Here is a 13,266-nt window from a genome sequence, read left to right as displayed (position 1 = left end):
TCGCTGCCATCGCGAGCAAGCCCGCTCCCACATCGCTTTCGGAGAACCTCCATGAATTCCTCGACTTTTCCTGCTGCCCAGCACGTCATGGTGCTCTACACCGGTGGCACCATCGGCATGCAAGCCAGTGCCCATGGCCTGGCGCCAGCGTCCGGTTTCGAAGCGCGAATGCGCGAATATCTGCACAGCCAGCCTGAGCTGGTGGTACCGCAGTGGCGCTTTCGCGAGATGTCGCCGCTGATCGACAGCGCCAACATGACGCCCGCCTACTGGCAGCAACTGCGTGAAGCGGTGGTCGACGCCGTTGATGTCCAGGGCTGCGACAGCGTGTTGATCCTGCATGGCACCGACACCTTGGCCTACAGCGCTGCGGCCATGAGTTTTCAATTGCTCGGCCTGCATGCCCGCGTTGTGTTCACCGGCTCCATGCTGCCGGCCGGCGTGACCGACAGCGATGCCTGGGAAAACCTCAGCGGTGCATTGGTTGCTCTTGGCCAGGGCCTGGCACCGGGTGTTCATCTGTACTTCCACGGTGAACTGCTCGACCCGACCCGTTGCGCGAAGGTTCGCAGTTTCGGTCGTCATCCGTTCAAGCGGCTGGAGCGTCAGGGTGGCGGCGTGAAAGCGTCCTCGATACCTGAGCGACTGAACTACAACCAGCCTAAACAGCTGGGGAAAGTCGCTGTACTGCCATTGTTCCCAGGCATCGGCGCCGATCAACTGGATGGCCTGTTCAACAGCGGTATTCAGGGTCTGGTGCTGGAATGTTATGGCAGCGGTACCGGGCCAGGCGACAACCCCGAGTTTCTCGCCAGCCTGGAACGGGCGCGGGACAAAGGTGTGGTGGTGGTCGCGGTTACGCAATGTCATGAAGGTGGCGTCGAACTTGACGTGTACGAGGCGGGCAGCCGCTTGCGTGACGCCGGGGTGTTGTCCGGTGGCGGCATGACTCGCGAGGCGGCGTTCGGCAAGTTGCATGGGTTACTGGGCGCAGGGCTTGAGACGGCTGAAGTTCGACGGCTGGTCGAACTCGACCTGTGTGGCGAACTCAGCTGACACAACACAACAACTTGTAGGAGCGAGGCTTGCCCGCGAAGCTTTTGGCGTACTTGAGGACGCCTTCGCGGGCAAGCCTCGCTCCTACAGGGTTGGTCATAACCGGCATGTAACTTGCTCCCTTTCCGGCATGCCCAACGCCGGAAGCACCCATGCTCCACTCCCATCTCACCACCCTCAACGCTGTCTCCCTGGTGCTCAACACTTTCAAGGCCGAAGGCCTGTCCAGCGAGGTGTTATTGGCCGGCAGCGGCATCAGCGCGGCGGATCTGAGCCGGGCGGACACGCGCATCACCACTAACCAAGAGATGCTGGTTTGCGCCAACGCCGTCGCGTTACGCCACGATATCGGCCTGGAATTGGGCCAGCGGATGCACGTTTCTTCCTACGGCATGCTCGGGTATGCCTTACTCACCAGCGCCACTTTAGGTGACGCCTTGCGGTTGGCGCTGCACTATCCGGCGCTCTTGGGAACACTGTTCGGGTTAAGCCTGGAAGAAGAGGACGAGCGCATCTGGCTCACCGCGGGCGACTATCGGGAAAACCCCGCGCTGGCGCCGTTCAATGTCGAGTTTTGCCTGGTCTCGATGAAAGTCACCTGCGAAGACCTGCTCGGCCACCCTCTGCCTCTGCTCGGCGCCCGCTTCGAACACCCGGCGCCAGACTATCAGGCGCGCTACGCCGAGCGGTTCGACTGCCCCTTGCAGTTCGATGCTGTATCCAATGCCTTTGCTTTCGACAAACGCTGGCTCGAACACCCCCTGCCTCTGGCGGACGCCATCACCCATCAGGCCATGGCTGAACGCTGCCGAAAGCAAAACACCGAGTTCACCGGGCGTCAGGCCTGGCTCGGGCGTATCCGCCAACTACTCGCGGCGCAACTGAGCGCGGCGCCGGGCCTGGATGGGCTGGCCGAACAGCTGAACTGCTCGGCGCGCACGCTGCGTCGACATCTGAAGGACCTGGGCTGCAGCTATCAGGAACTGCTCGATGAGTTGCGCTTCGAGCAGGCCAAGCGAATGCTCTGCGAAGATCAACTGCCGATCTATCGGATTGCCGAGGCATTGGGGTTCAGCGAGACCGCGAGCTTCCGACATGCATTTGTGCGCTGGAGTGGTGTAGCGCCGAGTCAGTTCAGACCCTGACAACCCACCCCTGTAGGAGCGAGGCTTGCCCGCGAAGCTTTTGGCGTTCTTGAAGACGCCTTCGCGGGCAAGCCTCGCTCCTACAGGGTTCAGCATTCACGCCCTGAACCGGAGCACTAATCGCGCCATTAAGGGGCGAATTTCGGTCAAATCTTTTGGCCATTTCGATCCCCTTTTGGCCTTTCTTACCGTTCTCCCAAACGCCGCCCGCCGCAAGACTGTGTGCAACCGACTCAGCCTGCGGAGAACAAGAATGCTGACGATCTACTCGGATGATCACCACCTGCATCACGGCCGTTGTGAATTGATGGACGGGCAATTGATGCCCTGCTTCGAAATGCCTTCACGGGCAGACCATGTGTTGCAACGCGTGCAAAACCAGAATCTCGGCCCGGTCGAGGCGCCGCAGGATTTCGGTCTCGGGCCGATCGAGCGCATCCACAGCCGCGACTACCTCGACTTCTTCAAAGGGGCCTGGGCGCGCTGGACCGAATTCAATACCGACGGCGACTTGCTGCCCTATACCTGGCCGGCCCGCACCTTGCGCCGGATCATGCCCACCAGTCTGCACGGCCAGCTCGGCTATTACAGCTTCGACGGCGGCGCACCGATTACCGCCGGCACCTGGCAAGCGGCGTATAGCGCGGCGCAAGTTGCCCTCACGGCCCAAGCGGTGATCCAGCGCGGAGCCCGCAGTGCTTTCGCCTTGTGTCGTCCACCGGGACACCATGCCGCCAGCGATTTGATGGGCGGTTATTGCTACCTCAACAACGCCGCCATCGCCGCTCAGGCATTCCTCGATCAAGGCCACAAAAAGGTCGCGATCCTCGATGTCGATTACCACCACGGCAACGGTACCCAATCGATTTTCTACGAGCGCAGCGACGTGCTGTTCACCTCGATCCATGGCCATCCAGAAGCCGAGTTTCCGTTCTTCCTCGGCTACGAAGACGAACACGGTGAAGGCCCGGGCGAAGGGTTCAACTTCAACTACCCTTTGCCCGCCGGTTCAGGCTGGGACCGTTGGAGCGCGGCGCTGGAACAGGCCTGCAAAGAGATCGAAAAGTACGGCGCCGATATCGTCGTCGTGTCCTTGGGTGTGGATACGTTCAAGGACGACCCGATCTCCCAGTTCAAACTCGACAGCCCGGATTACCTGGCGATGGGCGCGCGCATCGCGGGCCTCGGCAAGCCTACGCTGTTCGTGATGGAAGGCGGTTACGCGGTGGAAGAAATCGGCATCAATGCCGTGAACGTTCTCGAAGGTTTTGAAAGCGCCCAATGAGGAATTAGAACAAATGAATCGACTCAAGCGTCTGATCGTTCCAACCCTGTGCGCCATGATAGTCAGTGGTGCCGTTCACGCTGAAGAACGTACCTTGCGGGTGTACAACTGGTTCGACTACATCACCCCCAAGGCGCTGGAAGATTTCAAGGCGCAGAACACCCAGACCAAACTGGTCTACGACATCTTCGACACCAACGAAGCGCTGGAGGCCAAGTTGCTGACCGGCAACTCTGGCTACGACGTGGTGGTGCCGTCCAACGTGTTCCTCGCCAAGCAGATCGAAGCCGGGGTGTTCCAGCCGCTGGACCGCAGCAAACTGCCGAACTGGAACCACCTCGATCCGAAGCTGATGAAGCTGATCGAAGCCAACGACCCGGGCAACAAATTCGCCGTGCCGTACATGTACGGGACCATTTTGATCGGCTTCAACCCGGACAAGATCAAGGCGGCTTTGGGCGACAACGCACCGGTGGACAGCTGGGACCTGATCTTCAAGGAAGAGAACATCAGCAAGCTCAAGCAGTGCGGCGTGGCCCTGCTCGACTCGCCGTCGGAGATCCTGCCGCTGGCCCTGCAACACCTGGGCCTGGACCCCAACAGCAAGCAGCCGGCGGACTACGCCAAGGCTGAAGCGCTGCTGATGAAGATTCGTCCGTACATCACCTACTTCCATTCATCCAAGTACATGGCCGACATTGCCAACGGTGACATCTGCGTAGCGGTCGGTTACTCCGGCAGCTTCTCCCAGGCCGCCAACCGTGCCAAGGAAGCCAAGAACGGCGTGATCGTCGACATGCGCCTTCCCAAAGAAGGCGCGCCGATCTGGTTCGACATGCTGGCGATCCCCAAAGGCGCGAAAAACCCGGAAGACGCCTACACCTTCATCAACTACTTGCTGCAACCCCAAGTCATCGCACCGGTCAGCGACTTCGTCGGCTACCCGAACCCCAACAAGGACGCCACGGAAATGGTCGACCCGGCGATTCGCAACAACCCGAACCTGTACCCGACCGAAGCGGCGATGAGCACGCTCTATACCCTGCAACCGTTGCCTCGCGATGCCGAGCGGGCGCGTACCCGGGCCTGGACCAAGATCAAGTCCGGCACCTGATCCGGGCGGTGCAGCTCACGCCGGGGTCCAGACTTCTTTGAGCCTCGCCAATGCCGATTCGATAGCCGTCTCCGGCACTGCGGCGAACCCCAGGACCAGCCCCGCGCGCTGGTCCTCGGGGAGCGTCGTGTCTGGCAGCCAATAACTGCTCAAACCATTGACCTCCACCCCGACGCTGGTGGCTTGTTCGATCAATTCGCGCTCACGAGCCACGCTGTCGACACGTACCGTCAGGTGCAAACCGGCCGCCACACTGGGCAGCTTACCGACGCCCGGGATATCCACAGGCCAGCCATTGAGCAAGACGTTACGCCGACTCAACGCAGCACGGCGCATACGCCGGATGTGTCGCTGGAAATGCCCGGCCGCCATGAACTCAGCCATTACCGCTTGAGTGCTGACCTCCGAATGCCGCACGTCCACCGCACGACGCTGGGAGAACGCCTCAACCAATCCGGGCGGCAACACCAGATAACCCAGTCTTAATGCCGGGAATGCGACCTTGCCGAAGGTTCCGACATACAACACCCGCCCCTGCCGATCGAGTGCAGCCAACGGTGCCAGCGGCGCGCCGCTGTAACGGTATTCGCCATCGTAGTCGTCCTCGACGATCCAGCCTTGGGTGCGTTCGGCCCAGGCCAACAATTCAAGACGTCGCGCCAGACTCATGACCACCCCGGTCGGGTACTGATGCGACGGCGTGACGTAAGCCAATCGACAATCGCTGAGCGCCGCCAATTCGGTGCAATCAATGCCCTCACTGTCCACCGCTATCCCGTGCAATCGCGCGCCGGCTACAGCGAACGCATGACCCGCCGCTCGATACCCCGGATTTTCAATGCCCACCCCGTCACCAGGCTCCACCAGCAACTGTGCACAAAGGCTAATCCCCTGTTGCGCGCCACTGGTGATCACTATTTGCTCAGCCGAGCACTGCATGCCCCTCGAACTGCGCAAGTACGCAGCAATCAGCCCTCGCAATCGTGCATCACCCGCTGGGTCGCCGTAACACAGTTGCTCTAAATCCGGCTTACGCCAGAAAGCCGCGTTCAGCTTGGCCCAGACTTCGAAAGGAAATAGATCGAAGGCTGGAACGCCGACACGAAATGCCCGAGGTGGACCACTGGGAGGCAAGGTCAAATGGTTCTTTTCCACCCGGCCCAAAGCACCGCTGTGGATAACTTTACTGGATGAAACCACAGGTAAATCCAGCCAATTTGTGGATAAGGCTGTGGGTAACCCTGTTGAAAACCCTGTGGATACTTTTGTGGATAATTTTTTTACCGACACCGCGGCTTGAGGCAATTGCGCGACATAAGTCCCGTCGCCAACACGCCCCTCGATGAAGCCCTCAGCGTAAAGCTGATCGTAGGCACGGACCACGCTGTTACGGGAAATCGATAGCGCCGCCGCCAGATCGCGACTGGCCGGCAATCGTGTACCGCTGGCCAATCGGCCGTCGAGCACACGCACCCGTAGCGCTTGATAGAGCTGACGACTCAAGCCCTGGCGGCGGTCGAGTTCAATACCCGCCGGGTTGAACGACGAGGGAAGCGGCGTATTCGACATGGTAATGGACCTGTGAAATTGGTCATTAATGGCTCTTACAACAGACCAATAGCCTGCCTAGGATGCAGGCATTCGCCAAGGAAAATTTCCATGTACACGCCCAGCGCCTTCGCCATCGATGATTTGAATGAACTGCATCAGCAGATACTCGGCACTCGTCTTGCTGTCTTGGTTACCCACGGTGAACAGGGCCTGCAAGCCAGTCATCTGCCGCTGCTGCTGAATGCTGACCAAGGCCCGAATGGGACTCTCTACGGGCACTTCGCCCGGGCCAATCCACAATGGCGGGAATTGCAGAACGGCGCCGAGGCGCTGGTGATTTTTGCTGGTGCCGATGCGTATATCAGCCCAGGGTTTTATCCAGGCAAAGCCGAGCATGGCAAAGTCGTGCCGACCTGGAACTACGTCGCCGTGCACGCCTATGGCATGGTCGAAGTGTTCACCGACGCCGATCGCCTGCGCAATCTGGTCAGCGCTCTGACCGATCGTCATGAAGCGGGTCGCACCCATCCATGGAAAGTCGCCGATGCCCCCTCCGACTACATTGATAGCATGCTCAAGGCCATCGTCGGTTTTGCCTTGCCCATCCAGCGTCTGGAGGGCAAACGCAAACTCAGCCAGAACCGCAATGCTGCAGACATCGCCGGTGTGCGCGAGGGGCTGGCCACCAGCCCTGATGTGCACGACCAGGCCCTCGCCCACTTGATGCGTTAAGGAACCAACATGAGTCAGATCGACATCCGCCAGGTCACCACCGACGATCACGCTGCCTGGCTGCCGTTGTGGCAAGCCTACTTGCGCTTCTACAACACCGAATTGCCCGACGCAGTCACCCAGAGCACTTGGCAGCGCCTGCTCGATCCGAGCGAACCGACCCATGCGGCGCTGGCCTGGGCCGATGGCAAAGCGGTGGGCATGGTGCATTTCATCTACCACCGCTCGAACTGGAGCATCGAAAACTCCTGCTACCTACAAGACTTGCTGGTGACACCAGAAACACGCGGCACCGGTGTCGGTCGGCAACTGATCGAATTCGTCTACACCACGGCCAAGGCCGATGGGTGCTGCAAGGTCCATTGGCTGACCCACGAAACCAACGCCACCGCGATCCAGCTCTATGAGCGCATCGCCGAGCGTCCCGGTTTCATCCAGTTTCGTCACGCCCTATAAGGTTCAAGGAGAGCAGCATGTCGACTTCACTCGCGGACTGGAAAGGTGTTCCGCCACCCTCGGTTCAACTGATCGAAGGGCGTTTCATTCGCCTGGAAAAACTTGACCCGGCGCGTCATGCCGACGGCTTGTGGAAAGCCCTGGAAGGCCCGGGCTCGGATCCGAAACTCTGGGACTATTTGCCTTACGGTCCTTTCCCGGAGCGCAGCGCGTTCAACGATTGGCTGAATAACCATGCGGCCAACAGCGACCCGTATTTCTTCACGGTGATCGATCGCGCCAGCGGCTACGTGCAGGGTATCCTCAGCCTGATGTCGATTGTGCCTTCTCAGGGTCGCATCGAGATCGGCCATGTGACCTTCGGCGCACCGATGCAGCGTTCACCGAAAAGTACTGAAGCGGTTTACCTGCTGGCCAGGGAATCCTTTGCCTTGGGTTACCGGCGTCTGGAGTGGAAGTGCAACAACGGCAATGCCCGTTCCAAGTATGCGGCGGAGCGGTTGGGGTTCAGTTTTGAAGGGGTGTTCCGTCAGCACATGGTGGTCAAGGGTCAAAACCGTGACACGGCGTGGTATTCGATTCTGGATTCGGAGTGGCCGGCGATTGGCGCGGGGTTCGAGCGGTGGCTGTCCGATGAAAACCAGACGGAATCGGGGCAGGTGAAAACGTTGGTGGAGTGTCGCCAGTAATCTTTGGCGTCTGGCAGGACGCCTTCGCGGGCAAGCCTCGCTCCTACAAGGGTTTTGCGTTGATTTATGGTCAACCGAAAAACCTGTAGGAGCGAGGCTTGCCCGCGAATGGCATCACGCTAATTTCTGGGCCAACACCGCAATATGCTCCGGCCCGATCCCGCAGCAACCGCCCAAATGGCTGGCCCCGCGCTTTTGCCAATCGGCCGCCCATTGCAGATAACCCGGCGGATCCAGATCGTCGCGCAACGGGTCCAGACCGTCATTGGCCGTGGCCTCTTTCGGTTGCGGGGGGAAGGCATTCGCGTACGCACCGATGTGGATCTTCACCCCCAAGCGTTCGAAGGTTTCCCGCGCCGCATCAATCGCAGCGCCGATCACTTCTGGCTGACTGCAATTGAACAGCAAGGTTTCCACGCCCAACTCAGCCGCCACCGCAGCGGCCTCGGCCACGGGTTCACCGGAACGCAAACGCGGCACTTCGTCGGTGTCTTCATCTTTCAGGGTAAACGACAGCCAGTACGGCTTGCCGTCCTTCGGCAGACCGGCATGGATCGACCGTGCCTCGACGATCGAGCTCTGGGTTTCGGCCAGCCACAGGTCGACATGAGGCGCCAGGCCATTGACCAGAGGTGTCAGCAATTCAGTCACGCGAGCAGCGTCGAACAGGTCCGGGCGATAGGAGCCAAACAACGGCGGCAATGAACCGGCCACACGCACCGGTTTACCCGCTGCATCGACGGCACGACGGGCCAGCTCACCGGCCAATGCTGCGAGGGCCTGGCCTTCGGCGGCAAAACGCTCTTCGCCAATATGGAATGGCACCACCGCGTAACTATTGCTGGTGATCACGTTGGCACCGCTTTCAATATAAGCTGCGTGCACCGCTTCCACAGCTTGCGGCGCCTCGCTCAGGGCCAGTGCCGACCATTCAGGCTGCCTGAACGGCGCCCCTCGGCGTTGCAGCTCACGACCCATGCCGCCATCCAGAATTACCGTGTTTGCGCCCATATGCTTTTCACTCATAAGCTTATGAAAATAACTCACTATCAGAGTCGTTCTTATAACTATTTAATACGCACCACTCGGTTAATAACAACCTCTTTTTTTCAGGGATCCAACTGTGAAATTTCAACCGCTGCTGGCCCTGGGCCTGACGATTCTGGCTGCCTCCACCCAAGTCTTTGCGGGCGCCACTCTGGACCGTATCGAGCAAAAGAAAGAACTGGTGGGCGTGTTGATGGAAAGCTATCCGCCTTTCTCGTTCCTCAACGACCAAAACCAGCTCGACGGTTTCGACGTTGACGTGGCCAAGGCCGTGGCGGACAAACTGGGCGTCAAGCTGCGCCTCGAAACGCCGTCCTGGGATGTGATCGCCGCCGGCCGCTGGAGCGGGCGTTACGACATCTGCATCTGCTCCATGACCCCGAGCAAAGCCCGCGCTGAAGTCTTCGACTTCCCGGTCGAGTACTACGCCTCCCCTGCGGTGATTGTGGTCAACGCCAAGAACGACAGCATTCACAGCGCCAAGGACCTGAGCGGCAAGAAAGTCGGCCTCACCAGCGCCTCCAGCTATGAAAGCTACCTGAACAAAAACCTGGTGATCGAAGGCGCCGAAGACACCCAACTGCAGTACCCGTTCGAGAATGTGCAGATCGCCCCGTATGACACCGACAACGTCGCGTTCCAGGATTTGGGCCTGGGCGCTGGCGTGCGTCTGGACGCGATTCTCACCAACCTGGTGACCGCCCAACCGCGCCTGAACGAAGACAAGCGCTTCAAGCTCGCCGGCCAGCCGCTGTACTCGGAGCCGAACTCGGTGGCCATCGAAAAAGGCGACGCTCAGTGGGACGCCAAAGTACGTGATGTGTTTGCCCAGCTGAAACAGGACGGCACCTTGAGCAAGCTGTCGCAAAAATGGATCGGCGCCGACATCAGCAAATGACTTCTTTCCCCAAACCACCTCAGCCGCCGCAACCAGTGGCTGAGTCATTACTGCAACGGGTCTTCGGCTTCCGTACTCGGCTGTACCTGACCTGGGCGGCGATGTTCGGATTGTTCGCGAGTTTCTTCCTCAGCTTCGACCTGAAGTTCTCGATCATCCTCGATAAGCTGCCGAACCTGATCGGCCTGCACCTGGCGCCCAACGGCTTTCTGCAAGGCGCGGCGCTGACGCTGTTCTTGTGCCTGTGCTCAATCGTGACGTCATCGCTGCTGGGCTTCATCACCGCCCTGGCTCGGCTGTCGAAAAGTGCAGTGGCGTTCGGTATCGCGAGCTTTTATGCCTCGTTCTTTCGCGGCACACCGCTGCTGATCCAAATCCTGCTGATCTACCTCGGCCTGCCACAACTCGGCATCGTGCCGGGCGCCATCGCTGCCGGCATCATCGCCCTGTCGCTGAACTACGGCGCCTACCTGAGCGAAATCTTCCGCGCCGGTATCCTCGGCGTTCCCCACGGCCAACGCGAAGCATCATTGGCCCTGGGTATGCGTGAAACCGTGATCTTCTGGCGCGTCACCCTGCCCCAGGCCATGCGCACCATCATCCCGCCCACCACCAACCAGTTCATCTCCATGCTCAAGGACTCGTCACTGATTTCGGTGATGGGGGTTTGGGAAGTTATGTTTCTGGCGCAATCCTATGGGCGCTCGAGCTATCGCTATATCGAGATGCTGACGACGGCGGCGGTTATTTATTGGGTGATGTCGATTGGGTTGGAGCTGATTCAGGCGCGGATGGAGCGGCATTATGGGAAGGCGTATTTGAAGCGCGATTAGCAAAGAGGTCGCGTTTTTGATATTTCGCCAACGGACACGTCCTGAAGTGCTGTAAGGAAAGACGCCTGATGGACGGGTGAATCCGTACAGGATCAAAGCCCGTTATTGATTCGGCTACAAGCGACGTCTCTGCGCCTTGCGCAACACTCGGAAATGCCCGGCATCCGGGCATGGGCATCGATTTTAGAGTTTGGTCTTCTCTCACCAGAGGCTGAACCCGATGCCCATCCGACGCACTTTTCGACCGCATTACATGGCTCTGGCGATTTCCCTCGCCCTCGGCCACGCCGCTTCCGCGAATGCTCAACAGCCAACCACCATCCTGCCGTCACTCGCTGACCACATGGCTCGGATCGAGACACTCATCAATGATCCAGTCACCGTTAAAACACCGGTAATCAAGACAGAATCAGGTTCTGACGGTGTTGCATTAAAACTGGGTGATTCCAACGATCTGGTCACGGTCAGCAGACGCGGACGCTTCAATGGGGTGGTCGATGGGGGCGGCGGCACCAACGCATTGCAACTCGATGTCGTGAGCGGCGGCGAACTGGGGGAGAGCCGGAATTTTAACTACCTGCACGTCAATCGAGGCGAGTGGACTCTGACGGGGACAGGTGACTTCTCCGAAGGCGCCATAGTGAAGGAAAAAGCTGCGTTAACTAATCGCGGGCACATTTTCGGCCAAGTGTCGGTTGATAAAAAAGCGACCTTTCGCGGCAATGGGCAAGTCGGTCACTTGCTGGTCGCAGGTCGGCTTGAGGTCAATGCGATGCACGGTGCACCGCGGGTAAGTGGCAACCTCGAACTGCAGAACACTGCCGAACTGGCCCACGAGGTGAATGCCGATGGTCGCAGCGAAACAATCCAGGTCGACGGCACCGCCAAACTTGGCAACGCCACACTGAAAATCGTCGCTGTGCCGGGTGAATACCCATTGAGTAGCCAGTACACCATTATTAAGGCCGGCAAAATCGAAGGCGAATTTGGCAAAGTTATCAACGACCTGGCCTTCATGGCCCCAGACTTTCAATACGAAAAAAAGACTGTTGGCTTTATCCTCACTCGCAATGATGTGCCGCTTGAAAGCGCCGCCATAACCGAAAACGGACGGGAATTCGCCAACAGCATTGATGAGCCAAAAGAGATTCCGCAAGCAGAGTTGTCATCTGACACGATAAACAACGTCAGCACTGCTCCGACTCTACCGCCTGACATTGAAACTGCAGCCACTGTTCCAACTCCTGCTACCGAAACTACCGTCACCCGCCTGAGCGTCGCGCAAACTTCCACCACCGCTTCGCTTGCACCGCCTGCCAGCGAAACATCCGGCACTGCTCAGGCGCAATCCCTTGCCCCCCAACCCACTGTCGCGGCTGTCATGCCATCCACCTCGACGAACGCTGCTATCAATGCCCTGCTTGGCGCCAACAAAGCCACCGCCGCCCGGGCCATTGAACAACTGGCCGCAGGCAGCAACGCCAATCTGGCCAATGCCACGTTAAGCAGTGTCCATCCGGTCAGCGCCAGCATGCTGGCAGCCATGCACCAACTGGATAACCCCGATGGTCTGAGCGCGCTGGTGCCGCGTGTTGCGGCAGGCAGCGAAACCAGCGGCAGGCTCTGGGTTCAAGCGTTGGGCAGCGCAGGCACGCTGGACCGCAACCGGGGCGGTAGCACTCTGCAACACTCCACCAAAGGTTTGGTGCTCGGCGCGGATTGGGCAGTCGATGAGCAGTGGCGAGTGGGTGTGATGGGTGGCAAGTCCCAGACCCGTCTGGACGGCAGCCTGTTCAATGGTGACCTCGACAGCTGGCACCTGGGCGCCTATGCCCTTCGTCAAAGCGGTCCGCTGGCGTTGCGCCTGGGCGCAAATCACAGCAACCATGATGGCAGCACCAAACGGCGGGTAGCGTTCAACGGTTTCAGCGATCGACCGAAAGGCAGTTACGACGCCAGCACTCAACAAGCCTTTACAGAGATCGGTCACAACCTCGGCAGCGGCAATATCAGCGCCGAACCCTTTGCCAACCTCGGATATCAGCGTTATCAGCGCAACAGCTATACCGAGAAAGGCGGCGCGGCGGCACTGCAGGTCCATGGGCAAACGCAGAACAACTTCAGCAGCACCTTCGGCCTGCGCCTGGCACAGCTCAATACGCTGGATAATGGCATGCAACTGACGCCACGATTCAGCGCCGGCTGGAAACACACCTACGGTGATGTCGATAGCAGAACTCATCAACGACTAGTAACCGGCGGCAGGACTTATACCGTCGAAGGCGCCGCGCTGGATCGCGACAGCCTGATGCTCGATGCAGGGCTGGAGCTGGTGGTTTCGACCCGGCATACATTGGGATTCGGTTACAACGGCGAGATCGGCAATGACAGCCGCAGTCATGGCGTAATGGGACAGTGGCGGATGGCATTCTGATAAAACCGCCCCAACCTCACTGACTC

At 59.4% G+C, this 13,266-nt stretch carries 12 protein-coding genes; 10 read left to right on the top strand and 2 right to left on the bottom strand.

Annotated features, from left to right (window positions below; all coding sequences use genetic code 11):
• The first annotated feature begins 51 nt into the window (after positions 1 to 51).
• From CKW20_RS07320 to CKW20_RS07305, 4 genes are all read left to right on the top strand, one after another.
• Positions 52 to 1,056, top strand: a complete 1,005-nt coding sequence (locus CKW20_RS07320; RefSeq protein ID WP_095052351.1) for an asparaginase — start codon at positions 52 to 54, stop codon at positions 1,054 to 1,056.
• Between the two features lie 152 nt (positions 1,057 to 1,208).
• Entirely contained in the window at positions 1,209 to 2,201 is a 993-nt protein-coding gene (locus tag CKW20_RS07315) for an AraC family transcriptional regulator (protein ID WP_095052350.1), read from the top strand.
• 253 nt (positions 2,202 to 2,454) lie between these two features.
• The gene (locus CKW20_RS07310; RefSeq protein ID WP_095052349.1) at positions 2,455 to 3,486 is read left to right on the top strand and encodes a histone deacetylase family protein; all 1,032 of its coding nucleotides are present in this window, start codon (positions 2,455 to 2,457) and stop codon (positions 3,484 to 3,486) included.
• Between the two features lie 13 nt (positions 3,487 to 3,499).
• Positions 3,500 to 4,600 carry a polyamine ABC transporter substrate-binding protein gene (locus CKW20_RS07305; protein WP_095052348.1) on the top strand — a complete coding sequence of 367 codons (1,101 nt, stop codon included), beginning with the start codon at positions 3,500 to 3,502 and terminating at the stop codon, positions 4,598 to 4,600.
• Between the two features lie 15 nt (positions 4,601 to 4,615).
• Here the strand turns inward: CKW20_RS07305 and CKW20_RS07300 are convergent, their stop codons facing one another.
• Positions 4,616 to 6,169, bottom strand: coding sequence for a PLP-dependent aminotransferase family protein (locus CKW20_RS07300; RefSeq protein ID WP_095052347.1), 1,554 nt, complete (start codon positions 6,167 to 6,169; stop codon positions 4,616 to 4,618).
• A gap of 90 nt (positions 6,170 to 6,259) precedes the next feature.
• Between CKW20_RS07300 and CKW20_RS07295 the strand changes: the two genes are divergently transcribed.
• The 3 genes from CKW20_RS07295 to CKW20_RS07285 are packed head-to-tail and all read left to right on the top strand — an operon-like array spanning position 6,260 to position 8,028.
• The gene (locus CKW20_RS07295; protein WP_095052346.1) at positions 6,260 to 6,883 is read left to right on the top strand and encodes an FMN-binding negative transcriptional regulator; all 624 of its coding nucleotides are present in this window, start codon (positions 6,260 to 6,262) and stop codon (positions 6,881 to 6,883) included.
• A 9-nt stretch (positions 6,884 to 6,892) separates the two neighbouring features.
• Positions 6,893 to 7,339 carry a GNAT family N-acetyltransferase gene (locus tag CKW20_RS07290; protein ID WP_095052345.1) on the top strand — a complete coding sequence of 149 codons (447 nt, stop codon included), beginning with the start codon at positions 6,893 to 6,895 and terminating at the stop codon, positions 7,337 to 7,339.
• Between the two features lie 17 nt (positions 7,340 to 7,356).
• Entirely contained in the window at positions 7,357 to 8,028 is a 672-nt protein-coding gene (locus CKW20_RS07285; protein ID WP_095052344.1) for a GNAT family N-acetyltransferase, read from the top strand.
• A 114-nt stretch (positions 8,029 to 8,142) separates the two neighbouring features.
• Here the strand turns inward: CKW20_RS07285 and CKW20_RS07280 are convergent, their stop codons facing one another.
• Positions 8,143 to 9,039, bottom strand: a complete 897-nt coding sequence (locus tag CKW20_RS07280; RefSeq protein ID WP_095052343.1) for a homocysteine S-methyltransferase family protein — start codon at positions 9,037 to 9,039, stop codon at positions 8,143 to 8,145.
• A gap of 112 nt (positions 9,040 to 9,151) precedes the next feature.
• On the opposite strand from CKW20_RS07280, the gene CKW20_RS07275 reads away from it, so the two are divergent.
• The 3 genes from CKW20_RS07275 to CKW20_RS07265 all read left to right on the top strand — a co-directional run bounded on the left by CKW20_RS07275 (position 9,152) and on the right by CKW20_RS07265 (position 13,240).
• Positions 9,152 to 9,973, top strand: a complete 822-nt coding sequence (locus CKW20_RS07275) for an ABC transporter substrate-binding protein (protein ID WP_095052342.1) — start codon at positions 9,152 to 9,154, stop codon at positions 9,971 to 9,973.
• On the top strand, positions 9,970 to 10,806 hold the full coding sequence (locus CKW20_RS07270; protein WP_095052341.1) for an amino acid ABC transporter permease: 837 nt from the start codon (positions 9,970 to 9,972) through the stop codon (positions 10,804 to 10,806). Before CKW20_RS07275 ends, CKW20_RS07270 begins: the two co-directional genes overlap by 4 nt.
• A gap of 220 nt (positions 10,807 to 11,026) precedes the next feature.
• Positions 11,027 to 13,240: an autotransporter outer membrane beta-barrel domain-containing protein gene (locus CKW20_RS07265; RefSeq protein WP_095052340.1), complete on the top strand. Its 2,214-nt coding sequence runs from the start codon at positions 11,027 to 11,029 to the stop codon at positions 13,238 to 13,240.
• Positions 13,241 to 13,266: the final 26 nt, after the last annotated feature.

It is taken from the genome of Pseudomonas sp. Irchel s3b2 (assembly GCF_900187445.1).
GTDB lineage: Bacteria > Pseudomonadota > Gammaproteobacteria > Pseudomonadales > Pseudomonadaceae > Aquipseudomonas.
The sequence above is the reverse complement of the archived record's forward strand: the minus strand, read 5'-3'. Positions and strand labels throughout refer to the sequence as shown.

Coding starts and splice junctions, on each gene's coding strand:
- CKW20_RS07320 (WP_095052351.1), top strand. CDS start 52: ATGAATTCCTCGACTTTTCCTGCTGCCCAGCACGTCATGGTGCTCTAC.
- CKW20_RS07315 (WP_095052350.1), top strand. CDS start 1,209: ATGCTCCACTCCCATCTCACCACCCTCAACGCTGTCTCCCTGGTGCTC.
- CKW20_RS07310 (WP_095052349.1), top strand. CDS start 2,455: ATGCTGACGATCTACTCGGATGATCACCACCTGCATCACGGCCGTTGT.
- CKW20_RS07305 (WP_095052348.1), top strand. CDS start 3,500: ATGAATCGACTCAAGCGTCTGATCGTTCCAACCCTGTGCGCCATGATA.
- CKW20_RS07300 (WP_095052347.1), bottom strand. CDS start 6,169: ATGTCGAATACGCCGCTTCCCTCGTCGTTCAACCCGGCGGGTATTGAA.
- CKW20_RS07295 (WP_095052346.1), top strand. CDS start 6,260: ATGTACACGCCCAGCGCCTTCGCCATCGATGATTTGAATGAACTGCAT.
- CKW20_RS07290 (WP_095052345.1), top strand. CDS start 6,893: ATGAGTCAGATCGACATCCGCCAGGTCACCACCGACGATCACGCTGCC.
- CKW20_RS07285 (WP_095052344.1), top strand. CDS start 7,357: ATGTCGACTTCACTCGCGGACTGGAAAGGTGTTCCGCCACCCTCGGTT.
- CKW20_RS07280 (WP_095052343.1), bottom strand. CDS start 9,039: ATGGGCGCAAACACGGTAATTCTGGATGGCGGCATGGGTCGTGAGCTG.
- CKW20_RS07270 (WP_095052341.1), top strand. CDS start 9,970: ATGACTTCTTTCCCCAAACCACCTCAGCCGCCGCAACCAGTGGCTGAG.
- CKW20_RS07265 (WP_095052340.1), top strand. CDS start 11,027: ATGCCCATCCGACGCACTTTTCGACCGCATTACATGGCTCTGGCGATT.